The sequence below is a fragment of the Billgrantia campisalis genome (assembly GCF_022341425.1).
Lineage (GTDB): Bacteria > Pseudomonadota > Gammaproteobacteria > Pseudomonadales > Halomonadaceae > Halomonas > Halomonas campisalis.
The window spans coordinates 1-18,391 of sequence record NZ_JABFUC010000003.1; the positions used below are offsets into that span (position 1 = coordinate 1).

At 66.5% G+C, this 18,391-nt stretch carries 13 protein-coding genes; 8 read left to right on the forward strand and 5 right to left on the reverse strand.

What is annotated here, in order from left to right; translation table 11 throughout:
- Window positions 1-139: 139 nt before the first annotated feature.
- Together HOP52_RS03945 and HOP52_RS03950 are read right to left on the reverse strand one after the other, a co-directional pair.
- Entirely contained in the window at window positions 140-1,831 is a 1,692-nt protein-coding gene (locus HOP52_RS03945) for an AMP-binding protein (protein ID WP_238975976.1), read from the reverse strand.
- A gap of 124 nt (window positions 1,832-1,955) precedes the next feature.
- Window positions 1,956-2,408 (reverse strand): MerR family transcriptional regulator, encoded by a 453-nt coding sequence (locus HOP52_RS03950; RefSeq protein ID WP_275298066.1) that lies wholly within the window; start codon window positions 2,406-2,408, stop codon window positions 1,956-1,958.
- Between the two features lie 266 nt (window positions 2,409-2,674).
- On the opposite strand from HOP52_RS03950, the gene HOP52_RS03955 reads away from it, so the two are divergent.
- The 6 genes from HOP52_RS03955 (at window position 2,675) to HOP52_RS03980 (ending at window position 10,248) form a co-directional block, all read left to right on the forward strand.
- Window positions 2,675-3,841 carry an acyl-CoA dehydrogenase family protein gene (locus HOP52_RS03955; RefSeq protein ID WP_238975977.1) on the forward strand — a complete coding sequence of 389 codons (1,167 nt, stop codon included), beginning with the start codon at window positions 2,675-2,677 and terminating at the stop codon, window positions 3,839-3,841.
- Window positions 3,842-3,874: 33 nt separating this feature from the next.
- The gene (locus tag HOP52_RS03960) at window positions 3,875-5,029 is read left to right on the forward strand and encodes an enoyl-CoA hydratase/isomerase family protein (protein WP_238975978.1); all 1,155 of its coding nucleotides are present in this window, start codon (window positions 3,875-3,877) and stop codon (window positions 5,027-5,029) included.
- Window positions 5,030-5,094: 65 nt separating this feature from the next.
- Window positions 5,095-5,997 (forward strand): 3-hydroxyisobutyrate dehydrogenase, encoded by a 903-nt coding sequence (gene mmsB, locus HOP52_RS03965; RefSeq protein ID WP_238975979.1) that lies wholly within the window; start codon window positions 5,095-5,097, stop codon window positions 5,995-5,997.
- 132 nt (window positions 5,998-6,129) lie between these two features.
- On the forward strand, window positions 6,130-7,512 hold the full coding sequence (locus HOP52_RS03970) for an MATE family efflux transporter (RefSeq protein WP_238975980.1): 1,383 nt from the start codon (window positions 6,130-6,132) through the stop codon (window positions 7,510-7,512).
- Window positions 7,513-7,617: 105 nt separating this feature from the next.
- On the forward strand, window positions 7,618-8,799 hold the full coding sequence (locus HOP52_RS03975; protein ID WP_238975981.1) for an acyl-CoA dehydrogenase: 1,182 nt from the start codon (window positions 7,618-7,620) through the stop codon (window positions 8,797-8,799).
- Window positions 8,800-9,042: 243 nt separating this feature from the next.
- Window positions 9,043-10,248 carry a CaiB/BaiF CoA transferase family protein gene (locus HOP52_RS03980; RefSeq protein ID WP_238975982.1) on the forward strand — a complete coding sequence of 402 codons (1,206 nt, stop codon included), beginning with the start codon at window positions 9,043-9,045 and terminating at the stop codon, window positions 10,246-10,248.
- A gap of 126 nt (window positions 10,249-10,374) precedes the next feature.
- Here HOP52_RS03980 and ppsR read toward each other — a convergent pair whose 3' ends face one another.
- Window positions 10,375-11,208, reverse strand: coding sequence for a posphoenolpyruvate synthetase regulatory kinase/phosphorylase PpsR (gene ppsR / locus HOP52_RS03985; RefSeq protein ID WP_238975983.1), 834 nt, complete (start codon window positions 11,206-11,208; stop codon window positions 10,375-10,377).
- A 246-nt stretch (window positions 11,209-11,454) separates the two neighbouring features.
- Here ppsR and ppsA point away from each other — a divergent pair, with 246 nt between their 5' ends.
- Both ppsA and ggt read left to right on the forward strand, forming a co-directional pair.
- Entirely contained in the window at window positions 11,455-13,827 is a 2,373-nt protein-coding gene (gene ppsA, locus HOP52_RS03990) for a phosphoenolpyruvate synthase (protein WP_238975984.1), read from the forward strand.
- Between the two features lie 139 nt (window positions 13,828-13,966).
- Window positions 13,967-15,793, forward strand: a complete 1,827-nt coding sequence (gene ggt / locus HOP52_RS03995; RefSeq protein ID WP_238975985.1) for a gamma-glutamyltransferase — start codon at window positions 13,967-13,969, stop codon at window positions 15,791-15,793.
- Window positions 15,794-15,864: 71 nt separating this feature from the next.
- Here the strand turns inward: ggt and HOP52_RS04000 are convergent, their stop codons facing one another.
- Complete coding sequence (locus HOP52_RS04000) at window positions 15,865-17,748, reverse strand: glycerophosphodiester phosphodiesterase family protein (RefSeq protein WP_238975986.1); 1,884 nt, start codon at window positions 17,746-17,748, stop codon at window positions 15,865-15,867.
- Between the two features lie 98 nt (window positions 17,749-17,846).
- A complete protein-coding gene (rraA, locus tag HOP52_RS04005; protein ID WP_238975987.1) occupies window positions 17,847-18,335 on the reverse strand; it encodes a ribonuclease E activity regulator RraA in 489 nt (162 codons plus the stop codon).
- Between the last annotated feature and the right edge of the window lie 56 nt (window positions 18,336-18,391).

Consider the following 18,391-nt stretch of genomic DNA (forward strand, 5'->3'; position numbering starts at 1 on the left):
CTCGAACCTCGAACCTCGAACCTCGAACCTCGAACCTCGAACCTCGAACCTCGAACCTCGAACCTCGAACCTCGAACCTCGAACCTCGAACCTCGAACCTCGAACCTCGAACCTCGAACCTTGAACCTCGAACCTCCTGTTATGCCAATCCCAGCTCGTGGGTGGCCTCCTCGCGCATCTTGAACTTCTGGATCTTGCCGGTGACGGTCATCGGGAACTCATCGACGAACTTCACGTAGCGCGGCACCTTGTAGTGGGCGATCTTGCCTTTGCAGAATTCCTTCAGCTCGTCGCCGGTCAACTGCTGGCCTTCGCTCAACTTGACCCAGGCCATGACCTCCTCGCCGTATTTCTCGTCGGGCACACCGATGACCTGGACATCGGAGATGGCCGGGTGGGTGTAGAGGAAGTCCTCAATCTCGCGCGGATAGATGTTCTCGCCGCCGCGGATGATCATGTCCTTAATGCGCCCGACGATGGCCACGTAGCCCTCTTCGTCCATGGTCGCCAGGTCGCCGGTGTGCATCCAGCCGGCGGCGTCGATGGACTTGTCGGTGGCTTCCGGGTTTTCCCAGTAGCCGAGCATCACGCTGTAGCCGCGGGTACAGAGCTCGCCGGTCTCGCCGCGTGGGACCACGGCGCCGGTTTCCGGACTGACCAGCTTGACCTCCAGGTGGGGATGGATGGTGCCCACGGTGGTCACGCGCTTATCCAGCGGCGCATCGGTCTGGGTCTGGAAGCTCACCGGGCTGGTCTCGGTCATGCCGTAGCAGATGGTGACGTCTTCCATGTTCATCTTGTCGATGACCTGGCGCATCACCTCGATGGGGCAGATCGAGCCGGCCATGATGCCGGTGCGCAGTGTCGAGAGGTCGTACTGGGCGAAGTTCGGGTGCTCCAGCTCGGCGATGAACATGGTCGGCACGCCGTACAGCGCCGTGGCCTTCTCGTCGGCCACCGCCTTGAGGGTCGCCTCCGGCTCGAAGCCGTCGCCCGGATAGATCATGGTGGCGCCGTGGGTCATGCAGCCCAGGTTGCCCATCACCATGCCGAAGCAGTGATAGAGCGGCACCGGGATCACCAGCCGGTCCTTCTCCGAGAAGCCCATGGTGCGGGCGACGAAGAAGCCGTTGTTGAGGATGTTGTGGTGGGAGAGGGTGGCGCCCTTGGGGGCCCCCGTGGTGCCTGAGGTGTACTGGATGTTGATCGGCTCGTCGAACTGCAGGGTCGCCTGGATCTCGGCCAGGTGCTCGGCGGAGACCTCGTCGGCATGGGCGAGCATGCTCTGCCAGCTGAACATGCCGGTCAACGCCCGGTCGGCGTCGAGGCAGATCACCCGCTTGAGCTCCGGCAGCTTGGCGCTGGTGAAGGTACTCGGTGCGCCGTCGCGCAGCTCTGGGGCCAGTTCGGCGAGGGTGGCGACATAGTCGGAGGCCTTGAACTTGCCCTGCAGGATCAACGTCGAGGTGCCGGACTGCTTGAGCGCGTACTCCAGCTCATGGGTGCGGTAGCTGGGATTGATGTTGACCAGCACCGCGCCGATCTTGGCGGTGGCGAACTGGGTGATGGTCCACTCGGCGCAGTTGGGCGACCAGATGCCCACCCGGTCGCCCTTGTTGACCCCCAGCGCGAGCAGGGCGCGGGCCGCCTGATCCACCGCCTGCTGTAGCTCCTTCCAGGTGTAGCGCTGGTTCTGATGCAGGCTCAGCAGGGCGTCGCCGTCGGGAAAGCGTGAGACCGTCTCGTCGAAGCAGTCGCCGATGGTCTGGCCCTTGAGAGGCGTGTCGCTGGTGCCGCTGACATAGCTGTTCTGGACGTGTTGGCGTGTCATCGTAGTACCCGTCTTGTTGTTGCGAAAGCGTGAAACTCGATTGTGTCGCTGGGCGCCTCGCCCTCGCTCGAGCGGACCCCGGCTGCAATGTTCGGGGTGGAGCCGTCACCCGGCAGGCGGTTGCTCAGTGCGACGGCGGGTCCTGGTCGAGCCGGCCGAGGACGTCGCGGGCGCGCGCCTCGACGTCATCGAGTTCGCGCTGCATCAGGCGAATGTCCTCGAGTTGACGCTCCATGTTGTGGCGCTTGTCGGCGAGGATCTCCAGCAGTCGCTTGAGCTGACGCGCGTTGCCGTCGGGCATGGCGTCGTACATCTCGATGACTTCGCGAATCTCGGCCAGGGAGAAGCCCAGTCGCTTGCCGCGCAGCGTCAGTTTCAGGCGCACCCGATCTTTTTCGTGATAGATGCGGGTCTGGCCGCGACGTTCCGGCGCCAGCAGACCTTCCTGCTCGTAGAAGCGGATGGTGCGCGGGGTCACCTCGAACATCCGGGCCAGTTCACCAATGGCGTAGGTGCGGCGCTGCCGTGGCAGGGTGCCGTTGACCGGGGGAGTGGCTTCCGGTTTGAGTGTGCTCATCGCTACCTTCCTGTGACTGGGCGGGCCGTCCTGCGGTCTTGCTCCACCTAAACCGCAACACTAGACGACGTTGACGTTAACGTAAAGTGCTTGTCGACCAAGGGTGGAGTACGTTAAAACCTAGCAAGTGCTAGGTTGGTAGGGCCGGGCCGGCTACTGACAGTCCGCCGATGTTCTACCAAGCTGTTGTTTCCAGAACCCTGAATTGTTTCTAGGGCTCTGAAGCGTTTCCTGACCCTTGAAGCCGCAACCATGAGGATACCCCGATGGATTTCTCTCTGACCGATGACCAGAAGGCGCTAGTCCAGGCGGCTGCCGACTTCTCCAAAGCCGAGCTGGCGGACCATGCCGCGGAGTGGGATGCCACCTCGCATTTCCCGGTCGATGTCATTCGCCGTGCCGGAGAAGCGGGGTTCCTCGGCATCTATACACCAGAGGAGCAGGGGGGCATGGGGCTGTCCCGCCTGGATGCCTCGCTGATCTTCGAACAGCTTTCCCAGGGCTGTATCGCCACCACCGCTTATTTGACCATTCACAACATGGTCACCTGGATGATGGCTACCTGGGGAGAGGATGCGCTGCGTGAGCGCTTCGTGCCGGGCATGATAGCAGGCGAGCTGCTGGGGTCGTACTGTCTGACCGAGCCTGGCTCGGGCTCCGATGCTGCCAGCCTGCGCACCAAGGCCGTGCGTGACGGCGACGACTACCTGATCAGCGGCTCCAAGATGTTCATTTCGGGGGCCGGCGCCACCGATATGCTGGTGGTGATGGCGCGTACCGGTGAACCTAACAGTGGCGCGGCGGGCGTATCGGCCATCGCCGTGCCGGCCGATGCCGCCGGCATCGAGTACGGCAAGAATGAAGAGAAGATGGGCTGGAAGAGCCAGCCGACTCGTCTGATCAGCTTCGACAACGTGCGCGTGCCGGTGGCCAATCGTCTGGGCGCCGAGGGCGAGGGCTTCAAGCTGGCCATGAAGGGGCTTGACGGCGGTCGTCTGAATATTGCCAGCTGTTCCCTGGGTGCCGCCCAGCAGGCCCTGACCCTGGCTCGCGACTACATGGCCGACCGCAAGCAGTTCGGTCGCGAGCTTTCGAGCTTCCAGGCGCTGCAGTTCAAGCTCGCCGACATGGCCACCGAGCTGACCGCGGCGCGGCTGATGGTGCGTCATGCCGCCTGGCGCCTCGACCACAACGACCCCGAGGCCACTGTCTACTGTGCCATGGCCAAGCGGCATGCCACCGACATGGGGTTCACGCTGTGCAACGACGCCCTTCAGCTGCACGGTGGCTACGGCTATATCAAGGAGTACCCGCTGGAGCGCCTGGTGCGCGATACCCGGGTGCATCAGATTCTCGAGGGCACCAACGAGATCATGCGCGTGATCGTGGCCCGCCGCCTGCTGGCGGACGGCGTGATCGAGGCGCTTCAATAACTATCAGGACAAAAACAGTCAGGAGACATTCGCATGACGGATCTTGCGGTCATCTTCGATGAACTGCCCACCCGGGACGGGGGCCGAATCGGCGTGGCCACCCTCAACGCCCCCAAGTCGCTCAACGCCCTGTCGCTGGAGATGGCTCAGCAGCTATTGGCCAAGCTCGACGCCTGGGCGGTGGATCGCAGCGTGGTGGCGGTATGGCTGGAGGGCGCCGGTGACAAGGCCTTCTGTGCGGGCGGCGATATCGTCGCGCTGTATCGCTCCATGACCGAGGAGGGCGAGAATCGTGGTGCCGGGCGCGACAGCGTCTTCGCCGAGACCTACTTCACCGCCGAATATCGCCTCGACTACCGGATCCACACCTATCCTAAGCCGCTGCTGCTGTGGGGCGACGGTATCGTGATGGGCGGCGGCCTGGGCCTGATGGCGGGGGCTTCCCAGCGGCTGGTCACCGAAACCACGCGGATCGCCATGCCGGAGATCACCATCGGCCTGTATCCCGATATCGGGGCGAGTTGGTTTCTCAACCGCATGCCGACCGGGGTCGGCGCCTACCTGGGGCTGACCGGTGCCCAGCTCAATGCCCGTGATGCGCTGGACCTGGGCATGGCCGACCACTTCGTGCCGCGGGAATGCCGCGAGGCGCTGCTGGAGGCGCTTGCCGAGGCGGACTACGGCACGCGCAGCCTGCGGGATCTGCGCGCCGGTGTGCAGACGGCCCTCGACGAGATGGAGGATCGCGCCCAGGCGCCCGAGCCTCAGGTGTGGCCGCGCCTCGATCATATTCAGGCGCTGGTGGGGCAGGTGGATGCCGCCAGCGCGGTGCAGCGCATCCTGCACGATGCCCCCGAGGATGCCTGGCTCGCCGCCAATCGGGCGCGCCTCGAGGCGGGCAGCCCGATGAGTGCGCACCTGGTCTGGCGCATGCTCGAGCGACACGCCCATACCAGCCTGGCCGACGCCTTCCGCGATGAGCTGAACCTCTCGGTGCAGTGCTGCCGTCAGGGCGATATCGCCGAGGGGGTGCGGGCGCTGTTGATCGACAAGGACAAGATGCCGCGCTGGCAGCATGCGGATGCGGCCAGCGTGCCGGAGGCCGATATCCAGGCGCTGATGACGCCGATGTGGAGCGATGAGGCGCATCCGCTGCGGGATCTTGGCTATGGGCAGCGGGTCAGCTGATGTCTGGCCCAGGCTCAAAAACGCGATACGACCACAATCAATAACGACATTCAGGAGCCACACGCATGAAAATCGCCTTCATTGGTCTAGGTAACATGGGCGCGCCGATGGCGACCAACCTGGTCAAGGCCGGCCACGAGGTCGGCGTCTTCGACCTGGTCGATAGCGCCATGAAAGCGCTGGAAGCGGCCGGTGCCCAGGCCTGTGCCAGCGCCCAGAGCGCTGCCAGCGGCGCCGAGGTGATCATCTCGATGCTGCCGGCCGGCCAGCATGTGCGCCGCCTCTATCTGGGGCGCGACGAGTCACCGGGGCTGTTCGATGCCCTGGAAGGCAAGCCGCTGATCATCGATGCCTCCACCATCTCGCCGGACGATGCCCGCTTTGTCGGCGACGCTGCGGCCAAGCGCGGCCTGACCTATCTGGACGCGCCGGTCTCCGGCGGGGTGGGCGGCGCCCAGGCGGGCACCCTGACCTTTATCGTGGGCGGCGACGCGGCCGGTTTCGAGCAGGCCAAACCGGTGCTCGAGGGCATGGGCAAGAACATCTTCCACGCCGGTGGCATCGGCGCCGGCCAGGTGGCCAAGATCTGTAACAACATGCTGCTGGGCATCCTGATGAGCGGTACCGCCGAGGCCCTGGGGCTGGGGGTCAAGAATGGGCTCGACCCGGCGGTGCTCTCTGAGATCATGAAGCAGAGCAGCGGCGGCAACTGGGCGCTCAACGTCTACAATCCCTGGCCGGGTGTGATGGAGGGCTCGGCGGCCTCCCGCGACTATCAGGGCGGCTTTCTGACCGATCTCATGGCCAAGGACCTGGGCCTGGCCTGGGAGCTGGCGCTGGGCTCCAAGGCCACCGTGCCCATGGGCTCCCAGGCCCGCAACCTGTTCGCCCTGCACGCCGCCCAGGGCAATGGCCAGCTCGACTTCTCCAGTATTCAGAAGCTCTATCGCGCGGGGGAAGAGGATTGAAGGGAGAGGGCTTCCTTCAATGCGGTAGTTGAGACCTTGTGAGAGCGCGGCCAGGCGCCCCGGCAAGGCGCCTTTTGGCACGGCTTCGGGAAACGGGCACAATCGTGTGCCCGTTTTCCGTCGAGAGCCCAGATGAGCGTACCCACACCCCCGACTTCAGCCGCAGCGCCGCGCCGGCCGGTCCGCCGCGAACTCCTCGAAGGCCCGATTGCCCTGACCCTGCTGCGCAAGAGCCTGCCGGTGGCCGCGGGCATGATCGCGATGCTCAGCTTCAACCTGGTCGACGCCTGGTTCATCGCCCGCCTGGGCACCGAGCCGCTGGCGGCGGTCTCGTTTACCTTTCCGGTGGTGTTCACGGTGATCAGCCTGGCCATCGGACTGGGCATCGGCACCTCGGCGGTGGTGGGGCGGCGCCTGGGGCAGGGGGATCTCGACACGGTGCGCCGCCGCGCGACCGATGCCGCACTGCTGGCGCTGGCCGTGGGGCTGGGCGTTAGCCTGCTGGGCCTGGCGACCCTGGAGCCGCTGTTCCGCCTGCTCGGCGCCGACGCCGCCCTGATGCCCCATGTGCGCGACTACATGGGCATCTGGTACCTGGGCGCCGCCATGGTGATCGTGCCCAGGGTGCTCAACAGCGTGCTGCGCGCCCAGGGCAACACCCTGATTCCGGGGCTGATGATGGCCCTGGCGGCGCTGCTCAACGGTCTGCTCGACTGGCTGCTGATCTTTGGCAAGGGGCCCTTTCCGGCCCTCGGCGTCCAGGGGGCGGCGCTGGCCACGGTGCTCAGCTGGGGACTGATGACCCTGGCTCTGCTGTGGCAGCGCGAGCTGCGCGATTGCCTGGACCTGCGTCGGATGAGCGGGGCGGAGCTGCTTGCGTCCTGGCGGGAGCTGTCGCGGATCGCCCTGCCGGCGGCCATCACCAGCGTGTTCACCCCGCTGGCCATGGCGGTGCTTACCCGTATCGTGGCCGGCCACGGCCATCCTGCCGTGGCCGCCTTCGGGGTGGGCACACGCATCGATGCCATCGCCCAGATCGCCGTGCTGGCGCTTTCCATGACGCTGCCACCGCTGGTCAGTCAGAACCTGGGCGCCGGCCAACCCGAGCGGGTGCGTCGCGCCATCCTCGGCTGCTTCCTGTTCGTGCTGGTGTGGCAGTTCGGCGTCTGGCTGCTGCTGCAGGCCCTGGCCCCCTGGCTGGTGGGCAGCTATGCCGAGGGTGAGGCCATGGCCGGCGTGCTGCGCTCCTTCCTGTGGTGGGTACCGCTGGGCCTGGGTGCCCAGGGCGTGGTGATCCTGGCGGTCTCATCACTCAATGCGCTGCATGAACCCGCTCGCGCCATGCGGCTATCGGTGATACGGCTGTTCGTGCTGAGCGTGCCGCTGGCCTGGCTGGGCGGCTGGCTGATTGGCACCAGCGGAATCTTCCTCGGCATGCTGATCGCCAATGCGGTGATGGCGATGCTCGCCTGGTGGCAGCTGCGGCGTCGGCTCGATGTGATCCCCGTCGGCTGAGCGAAATCGGGCCACGACGAAAGAAAACTTGCGCCGGGGGGTTGGCAGTGTCGGCTTATTGGTCTACATTTTAAAAAAATGTAGAAATTAAATCAGGAGCCCGCCATGAGTCAGATCACCCCCGTCACCTGGGAAGACCCCTTCCGCCTGATCGACCAGCTCGACGAAGACGAGCGCATGGTCCACCGGACCGCCCACGACTACTGCCAGGAGAAGCTGCTGCCGCGGGTGCTGGAAGCCAACCGTCACGAGGTCTTCCATCGTGAGATCATGAACGAGATGGGCGAGCTGGGCCTGCTCGGTGCCACCATCGACGGCTACGGCTGTGCCGGCATGAACTACGTCAGCTACGGCCTGATCGCCCGGGAGGTGGAGCGGGTCGACTCCGGCTACCGCAGTGCCATGAGCGTCCAGTCGAGCCTGGTGATGTACCCCATCCATGCCTTCGGCAGCGAGGCCCAGCGCGAGAAGTACCTGCCCAAGCTGGCCAGCGGTGAGTGGGTCGGCTGCTTCGGCCTCACCGAGCCGGACTTTGGCTCCGACCCGGGCGGCATGGTGACCCGCGCCACCCGCACCGACGGCGGCTGGCGTCTCAACGGCACCAAGACCTGGATCACCAACTCCCCCATCGCCGACGTCTTCGTGGTGTGGGCCAAGGACGATGAAGGCGTGATCAACGGCTTCATCCTCGAAAAGGGCATGCAGGGGCTGTCGGCGCCGAAGATCGAGGGCAAATTCAGCCTGCGCGCCTCCATCACCGGCCAGATCGCCATGCAGGACGTGGAGGTCTCCGATGACCAGCGCCTGCCCAATGTCACCGGGCTCAAGGGACCCTTCTCCTGCCTCAACCGGGCGCGCTTCGGCATCGCCTGGGGGGCCATGGGCGCCGCCGAGGCGTGCTGGCATGCCGCGCGTGACTACACCCTGGAGCGCAAGCAGTTCGGCCGCCCGCTGGCCGCCAATCAGCTGATCCAGAAGAAGCTCGCCGACATGCAGACCGAGATCGCCCTCGGCCTTCAGGCGGCGCTGCGGGTCGGGCGCATGATCGACGACGGCCAGCTGGTGCCCGAGGCGATCTCGCTGATCAAGCGCAACAACTGCGGCAAGGCGCTGGATATCGCCCGGGTGGCGCGTGACATGCACGGCGGCAACGGTATCGCCGACGAGTACCACGTGATTCGCCACATGATGAACCTCGAGGCGGTGAACACCTATGAGGGCACCCACGACGTCCATGCGCTGATTCTGGGGCGGGCCCAGACCGGACTGCAGGCCTTTACTGGCTGATCTACTAGGACGATACAAGCTGTCGATAACGAGGGGCACCGGGGGCAGGTCGAAGAGGAGGTCCGATTCCAGGGGTGAGGAGCACTGCTCCGAACGGGCTGGCCATGGATGGCCAGCACCGGCCCTGCAAGCGGAGCGGGACGCGAGAGCGCCGCAGGGAATCGGTAGCGTACAGGGAGGTATTCACAGCGCCTCCTCGCAGGCCTGCCGCCGGATCAGCCCCGAGTGAGCAAGGAGCTCAAGATGAGCGGACCGCTGGACGGTATCACGGTGCTCGATATGTCGCGGGTTCTGGCGGGCCCCTGGGCCGGTCAGCTGCTCGCCGACCTGGGTGCGCGGGTGATCAAGATCGAGCATCCCCAGCGCGGTGACGATACCCGCGGCTGGGGGCCGCCCTGGCTGGCCGAGGGCGATGACCTGGAGACCACCGCCGCCTACTACCTCTGCGCCAACCGTGGCAAGCAGTCGCTGGCGGTGGATATCGCCAGCGAGAGGGGGCAGGAGCTGATTCGACAGCTGGCCGAAGGGGCCGACATTCTGCTCGAGAACTTCAAGGTCGGGGGGCTGGCCAAGTACGGGCTCGACTACGCCAGCCTTCGCGAACGCAATTCGCGGCTGATCGGCTGTTCCATCACCGGCTTCGGCCAGGATGGACCCTATGCCCACCGGGCCGGCTATGACTTCATGATCCAGGCCATGGGCGGGCTGATGAGCATCGGCGGTGAGCCGGACGGCATGCCGATGAAGACTGGGGTGGCGATCACCGACGTGATGACCGGCCTCTATGCCACTATCGGGGTGCTGGCGGCCCTGCAGGAGCGCTCCCGCACCGGCGTGGGGCGCCATGTGGACGTGGCGCTGCTCGACGTCCAGGTGGCGGCGCTGGCCAACCAGGCCCTCAATGCCCTGGTCAGCGGGCAGTCGCCCCAGCGTCACGGCAACGCTCACCCCAATATCGTGCCCTATCAGGCCTTCGCCTGTACCGATGGCTACCTGGTGCTCACCGTGGGCAACGATAGCCAGTTCGCCCGTCTGGCGCGCCTGCTTGGCCACCCCGAGTGGTCCGCGGATCCGGCCTATGCCACCAACGCGGCGCGGGTCGGCAATCGCGAGGTGCTGGTGCCGATGATCCAGGCGATCTTTCGCACCCGCGAGCGCGACGACTGGCTGGCCGAGCTGGAGGCGAGTGGTATTCCGGCCGGCCCCATCAACACCCTCACCGAAGTGTTCGACGACCCTCAGGTTCGTCATCGCGGCATGCAATGCACCCTGAAGCGCGGCGAGCTCGACGTGCCCCAGGTGGCCAATCCCCTGCGCTTCGACGGCGAGACGGCCACCAGCGAGGTGGCGCCGCCCAGGCTCGGGCAGGACAGCGACACGATACTGGCCGAGATGGGGCTCACCTCGGATGATATTGCCCGCCTCCGGCGGGAAGGGGTAGTGAGATAGGAACGAGGAACAAGGGACGAGGGGCGAGGAACGGAACCTGACAAGCCGGTATTGCCGGCGACAGACTGCCTTGCTCCTTGCTCCTTGCTCCTTGCTCCTTGCTCCTTGCTCCTTGCTCCTTGCTCCTTATCTGGGTGAGAAGCGCCGCGTCAGCCCCGTTTCGGCGATCATCCGGGTAGAGATCTCCTCCACCGAGAAGCGGGTGGTGTCGATATAGGGGATATGCAGCTGGCGGTACAGCGCCTCGGCCTGCCCCACCTCCTGGGCACACTGGTCCATGGAGCTGTAGCGACTGTTGGGGCGGCGCTCATGGCGGATTGCCGCCAGGCGGCGCGGGTCGATGGTCAGCCCGAACAGCTTGTGGCGATGCTGGGCCAGCGCCTTGGGCAGCTTGAGAGTGCCATCCTCGTCCTGGTCGTCCTCGGTGAGCGGGTAGTTGGCGGCGCGGATGCCGAACTGCAGCGCCAGGTAGAGCGAGGTAGGGGTCTTGCCGCAGCGCGAGACGCCGACCAGGATCACGTCCGCCTTGTCGTACTGATGGGTGCGCGCACCGTCGTCGTTGTCCAGGGCGAAGTGCACCGAGTGGATGCGGTCCATGTAGACGTCATCGCGGCCGATGGAGTGGGTGCGGCCCACGCTGTAGGTGGAGCGGGTGGCCAGCTCCTCCTCCAGCGGCTTGAGAAAGGTCGAGAAGATGTCGATCTTGAAACCGGTGGCCTCGCGGATCACCCCGCGGATCGTCTCGTCGACGATGGTATCGATGATGATCGGCTCCTGGCCGTCGCGTACCGCCGTGGCGTTGATCACCTCCACCAGGGTGCGCGCCTTGTCCACCGAGTCGATATACGGCTTGGTGAGCATGCGGATATCGACGTTCTCGAACTGGGCCAGCAGGCTGCGGCCCAGGGACTCGGCGGTGATGCCGGTGCCGTCGGAAATGAAGAAGGCGGTACGGGTCATGGCGATGAGGCTTTCATGGCGAAGGGCAGGCGTCCATTGTCGTGGCAGACGGCCGTGCGGGCAAGCCGGCGCCGAGCGGCACGCAGCGGCGCCCACTACAGGAATCGGGCGATAGCGGCCACTGTTGTAAAAATCCTCCAGTGACTTCGATGTTAGACCAATGGCGAATATGGCGTCTTGCCGGTATGGTGGCGACCATCGCAATTGATGGCCGAGTGCCTCGGCATCGAAGATCAAGGGGGTCTCGTGGAAGCTTACATCCTGTGGTTCGATCAGCTCGGCATGGACGACGTGGAGCGCGTCGGTGGCAAGAACGCCTCGCTCGGCGAGATGATCTCCAACCTGTCGGGAGCCGGGGTCACCGTGCCCGGTGGCTTCGCCACCACCGCCCACGCCTATCGTGAGTTCCTCGCCCATGAGGGGCTCAACGAACGGATCAATCAGGCCCTTTCGCGTCTCGATGTGGACGACGTGGGCGAACTGGCCCGGGTCGGTGCCGAGATCCGCCAGTGGGTCATCGACACCCCGCTGCCGCCCGCCTTCGAGGCCGCCCTGCGCGACGCCTACGACACCCTGGTCGCCCAGCACCCCAATCTCAAGGCGGCGGTGCGCAGCTCGGCCACCGCCGAGGATCTGCCGGACGCCTCCTTCGCCGGCCAGCAGGAGACCTTCCTCAACATCGAAGGCTTCGACAACATCAAGCGGGCGGTCCACGAGGTGTTCGCCTCGCTGTTCAACGACCGCGCCATCTCCTATCGGGTGCATCGCGGCTACGCCCACGAGAATGTCGCGCTCTCCGCTGGCGTCCAGAAGATGGTGCGCTCCGAGACCGGCGCCAGTGGGGTGATGTTCACCCTGGACACCGAGTCCGGCTTCCGTGACGCGGTCTTCGTTACCGCCTCTTGGGGCCTGGGCGAGACGGTGGTGCAGGGCGCGGTCAACCCCGACGAATTCTACGTGCACAAGCCGACGCTCGCCGCCGGACGCCCCGCGGTGCTGCGCCGTAACCTCGGCTCCAAGCTGATCAAGATGGTCTACGGCGACGATGCCAGCGCCGGCAAGTCGGTGGCCACCGTGGACGTGCCGCTCAAGGATCGTGGCCGCTTTTGCATCAACGACGACCAGGTCATGGCCCTGGCCCGCCAGGCGGTGACCATCGAGCAGCACTACGGCCGTCCCATGGATATCGAATGGGCGCTCGACGGCGACGACGGCGAGCTCTACATCGTCCAGGCCCGCCCAGAGACGGTGGTTTCCCAGCAGGAGGGCGGCAAGCTGGAGCGCTTCCACCTGCGCGAGAAGGGCCGCACCCTGGTGGCCGGTCGCGCCATCGGCCAGCGCATCGGTCGCGGCGCGGTCAAGATCATCCTCTCCCCGGACGAGATGAACAAGGTCAAGCCCGGCGACGTGCTGGTCACCGACATGACCGACCCCGACTGGGAGCCGATCATGAAGCGCGCCTCGGCCATCGTCACCAACCGTGGCGGGCGCACCTGTCACGCGGCGATCATCGCTCGCGAGCTGGGCATTCCGGCGGTGGTGGGCTGCGGCGATGCCACCGAGGCGCTGGATGACGGCCGCGACGTCACCGTCTCCTGCGCCGAGGGCGATACCGGCCACGTTTACGAGGGGCTGCTGGACTTCGACTGCAAGGTCTCAAGCGTCGACGCCATGCCCGAGATCCCCTTCAAGATCATGATGAACGTGGGCAATCCGGACCGCGCCTTCGGCTTCGCCGGGCTGCCCCATGCCGGGGTGGGCCTGGCGCGGCTGGAGTTCATCATCAACCGCATGATCGGCGTGCACCCCAAGGCGCTGCTGGAGTATGAGACCCTGCCGCTGGAGCTGCAGCAGACCATCGACCTGCGCACCGCCGGCTACGCCGACCCGGTCAGCTTCTACGTCGACAAGCTGGTCGAAGGCATCTCAACCCTGGCCGCGGCCTTCCATCCCCAGCGGGTGATCGTGCGGCTGTCCGACTTCAAGTCCAACGAGTACGAAAACCTGATCGGCGGCAAGCTCTACGAGCCCGGCGAAGAGAATCCCATGCTCGGCTTCCGCGGGGCGTCACGCTATATCTCCGATGCCTTCCGCCCCTGCTTCGAGCTGGAGTGTCAGGCGCTCAAGCGCGTGCGTGACGAGATGGGCCTGGACAACGTCGAGATCATGGTGCCCTTCGTGCGCACCACCGAGGAGGCGCGCGAGGTCGTCGAGCTGCTGGCGGCCAACGGCCTGAAGCGCGGCGAGGGCGGGCTCAAGGTGATCATGATGTGTGAGCTGCCGGCCAACGCCCTGCTGGCCGATGAGTTCCTGGAGCACTTCGACGGCTTCTCCATTGGCTCCAACGACCTGACCCAGCTCACCCTGGGGCTGGACCGCGACTCCGGCATCGTCGCCCACCTCTTCGACGAGCGTAACCCGGCGGTCAAGAAGCTGCTGGCCATGGCCATCCAGGCCTGCAAGGCCCAGGGCAAGTACGTGGGCATCTGCGGCCAGGGCCCCTCCGACCATCCGGATCTGGCCAAATGGCTGATGGAGCAGGGCATCGATTCCGTCTCCCTGAACCCGGATGCGGTGCTCGAGACCTGGTTCATGCTGGCCGGCGAAACCATCGCCTAAGCGGAAGACTATCGCCTAAGCGGCAAGCGGGCTTTACAGCACCCGGCTGATCCCACTCAGCCGGGTGCTGTTTGTTCAGGCTCGTCTATGCTGAGACTCACCCTGTTCGACGACGAGCTGTCACACGGAGCGTTTCGCCATGATGAGTCCCTGGGTCTTACGTTCACGGCAGCGGCTGGTGCCGCTGGCCGCCGCCCTGATGCTGGGCCTGCCGCTCTCGGTTCACGCCGAGGTGGCCTTCGATTACGACATGCCGGAGATCGCCCCCGAGGTAGCCTCGGATTACGAGGAGAAGCCGGGTTGGGCCACCGAGCGCTTTGCCGTGGCCGCGGCCAATCCGCTGGCCACCGATGCCGGCTACCAGGTGCTCAGGGCCGGCGGCAACGCCGTCGATGCGGTGGTGGCGGTGCAGATGGTGCTGACGCTGGTCGAGCCCCAGTCCAGCGGGATTGGCGGTGGCGCCTTCTTGATGCATTACGACGGTGAGACGGTCAGCGCCTTCGACGGCCGTGAAACGGCACCGAGCGCGGTGGACGGCAGCCTCTTCCTGGACGACAGCGGCGAGCCGCTGGACTTCATGGACGCCGCCGCCAGCGGCCTCTCGGTGGGCGTGCCGGGCACCGTGCGCATGCTCGAGCTGGCCCACGCCGAGCACGGCCGACTACCCTGGGCGCAGTTGTTCGGCCCGGCCATTGCCCTGGCCGAACAGGGTTTCCCGGTGAGCCGCCGCTTGCATACCAGCCTCGCCGAGGAGCAGCACCTGCGCGACGACCCCTTGGGCGGCGCCTTCTACTACCCCGACGGCGAAGCCCTGGCGGTGGGCCATGAGCTGCGTAACCCGGCCCTGGCGGCCATCCTGCGTGAGATCGCCGAGCACGGAAGCGCCGCCCTGCACGAGGGCCCCATCGCCGAGGACCTGGTGGAACGGGTGCGTTCTCACCACACCCGGCCTGGGGCGCTCGGCCTGGAGGATCTGGCCGGCTACGAGGCAAAGCGCCGCGAGCCCCTGTGCGGTGACTGGAAGGCCTACACCCTGTGCGGCTTCCCGCCCCCCTCGTCGGGGCAGCTGACCATCATGCAGATTCTCGGCATTCTCGAGCACCTGCCCGAACTGGAGGCGCCGGTCGCCGATGGCCTTCCCAGCGAGCCCTGGCTCCACCAGTTCCTCGAGGCCTCGCGGCTCGCCTTCGCCGATCGCGGCCTCTATATCGCTGACCCCGACTTTGTTGAGGCCCCGGGGAGCGATTGGGCCACCCTGTTCGATCCGGACTACCTGGCCAGCCGCGCCGAGCTGATCGGCGAGCAGAGCATCGGCAGCGGCAACGCCGAACCCGGCAATCCCGCCGCCTTGGCCACCGCCTGGGCGATTCAGCCCGAGCAGCCGGAGTACGGCACCAGCCATATCAGCATCATCGATGAGCAGGGCAATGCCATCGCCATGACCACCACCATCGAGGCCGCCTTCGGCGCGCGCATCCTCGCCGACGGCAGCACCGGCCTGGCGGGCGGCTACCTGCTCAACAATGAGCTCACCGACTTCTCCTTCAGCCCCACGGACGCCGAGGGCACGCCAATCGCCAACCGGGTGGAGCCCGGCAAGCGTCCCCGTTCGAGCATGAGCCCGACGCTGGTCTTCGAGCGCGACAGCGGTGAGCTGGTGGCAAGCCTCGGCTCGCCGGGCGGCGCGGCGATCATCCACTACACCGCCAAGGCGCTGGTGGCGATGCTCGACTGGGGGCTCAATGCCCAGGAGGCGCTCGATCTGCCCCACGCCATCACCCTCGGTGGGCCGGCCTTCCTGGAGGAGGGGCGCTTCCCCGCCGCGACCCTTGAGGCCCTCAACGCCCGCGGTCACGACGCCAGCGAACGCGAACTGGTCAGCGGCCTGCAGGCGCTGCAGGTGACCGAAACGGGCCTGTTCGGCGGCGCCGACCCGCGGCGTGAAGGTGTGGTGATGGGGGAATAGGAACGAGGTTCGAGGTTCAAGGTTCGAGGAAGTCCCTAGGCCCTCGAACCTCGTCCCTCGCTCCTCTTACCTTATTGCCTCAGCCAGTTGCGCAGCTTGACCAGCAGCAGGGCGCCGTCGCTGAGTTCGCGGCGCTCGTCGATCAGCTCGCGCAGGCGGTCCGGGTAGTCGGTGATGATGGCATCCACGCCGAGGTCGATCATCTCGGACATCCGGGCGCGGTCGTTCACCGTCCAGGCGTGCACCTCGTAGCCGAACTGGCGCGCCAGGCGAATCTCGCTGTCGGTGATACGGTTGTGGCGCAGCCCCAGGGCGTCGAAACCGCGCCGCTCCAGGGTGCCGGGCATGACCAACTGAGCCAGCAGGGTGACCCGAAGCTCGGGCTCGCGCTGCTTGATCTCGTCCACCACCCAGGGCGACATCACCGCCAGGCGGGTTTCCGCGGCGACGTCGATATCGCCGCAGTGCGCGGTGGGGGCGCCGTCGGGCACGCCATCGTGGCACAGCTGCCGGGACGCCGACTCGCGCTCCAGCGCCCGCAGCACCCCCTCCACCAGCTCGATCTCGCTGCCGGGGTCGGGCTTCATGTCGATCATCAGCGCACTCCTGCCGCGCACCGTGGCCAGGGCCTCCTCGAGGGTGGGGATGTGTTCGCCGATAAAGGCATCGCCGAACCAGCTGCCCACGTCCACCCGCTGGAGTTCTTCCAGGGTCAGGTCGCGAACGTTGCGTGGGTCGCCGGCCAGGCGCTGCAGGCTGCGGTCGTGATAGAGCACCACTGCACCGTCGGCGCTGAGTCGCACATCGATCTCCACGTAGTGGGCGCGGTCCAGGATGGCCTGTTCCACCGCGGCCAGGGTGTTCTCGGGCGCCACCATGGAACTGCCGCGGTGGGCGATGATCGTCACCTCGTCGCGCAGTTCGAAGCTGTTGACGATCCACCAGGCCTGGCTCAGGGCGAACACGATCACCCCCAGCTCCACGCCCCAGGCCAGCCGCCCCGGGTGGGCGTCCGGCGGCGGCGCGGGGGGGCGCGGCTCGCGGTGGACCAGGCGCAGGTAGAGGCAGGCCGAGAGTAGGGCGTTGGCGGCGATACCCACGAAGGCGATGGCCAGGGTCACCAGCACGTAGCCGGTGAGATAGCCGAGCATCGCCGGAATGAGTACGGCGTTGCGCTCGGGTAGCCACCACAGCATGGGGGTGAACAGTCGGTCGAAGACCCAGGTGGCCGCCACCGGCAGGGCAATGATCACCAGCAGCAGCGAGATCACCGCCACGGCCACCTGCCCCTGGCGGCCGCGGGTCAGCTCGCGGCTGCGGGCCAGTGCCCGGCGCGGCGAAATGGGCTCCAGGGTGACCAGCGGTAGGGCCAGGATCCAGCGGAAATAGAGAGTGGCGGCGACGAAGGCCCAGCCCGCCACCAGGGGCAGCGCCACGGCCAGGAAGTACCACAGCGCCGTGGGACGCACGCGCTGGACGTAGTAGGGGTCCAGCCCGCCGAGAAACACGCCGTAGAGCCAACCCAGCAGCAGTGCCAGCGGCACGATCAGCAGCAGGTGCGTGCCGACCTGCAGGACCACCAGCCCGGCCAGGGCGGGCAGGCGCCGCAGGGTCTGCCATAGCGCCACGAAGGCCAGGCGGTAATGGTTATCCTGGCGGCGAATGGCCACCAGGATCATGCCCGCCTGCTGGGCATAGAGCACCAGGAAGAACAAGCCGATGGCGGCCAGCGCCCACAGCACGCCGCCGGGGCTCAGCAGCAGGTCGAGCAGATCGGCGTTGGTGATCACCGGCCGGTCGAAGCGGCCCAGCAGGTGGGTCAGGGTCCAGGCACCCGCCGGGAGCAGCAGGCTCGAAGCCAGCAGCGTGAAGAATAGGTGGTAGGCCACCAGCGGCCGCAGGTGCTCACGCAGGCTGCGCAGTAGATCCACACTGAGCGAACTCAGCGACAGCATGGCGAGATCAACGAGAGCAATATCATGCCATTAGAGTGGCACCCATCGAGCGGGAAGGGCAAGGTGACGGATGGCCGGCCTTGCCCCGAGGGTGTCGGTCACCCCTCCAGCGGCAGGCGCTCCTCGGCGACCAGGATGCCGTTGTTGTCGGCGTAGAGCCACTCGCCGGGCGTCAGGGTCACCCCGGCGAAGGTGACGGGGATGTCGCGCTGGCCTTCGCCACGCTTCTCGCTCTTGCGTGGGTGGGTGCCCAGGGCCTGGACCCCCAGGTCGGTCTCGGCCAGCACGTCTACGTCGCGCACGAAGCCGTACATCACCACGCCGGCCCAGCCGTTGTCCACGGCCTGTTCGGCCAGCATGTCGCCGAGCATGGCGCAGCGGCTGGAGCCGCCGGCATCGACCACCAGCACGGCCCCCTCGCCGGGCTCGGCCACCGCCTGCTTGACCAGGGAGTTGTCCTCGAAGCACTTGACCGTGCGCACCGGGCCGCAGAACGCCTCGCGTCCGCCGAAGTTGATGAAGATCGGGTCCAGCACCCTGACCTCGGGGTGGGCATCGCAGATGTCCGGGGTAATGATGGCACTCATCGCCTGGCTCCTGTTGCGGATCAAAGGGCCCCAGATGATGCCACATCCGTGGCCCG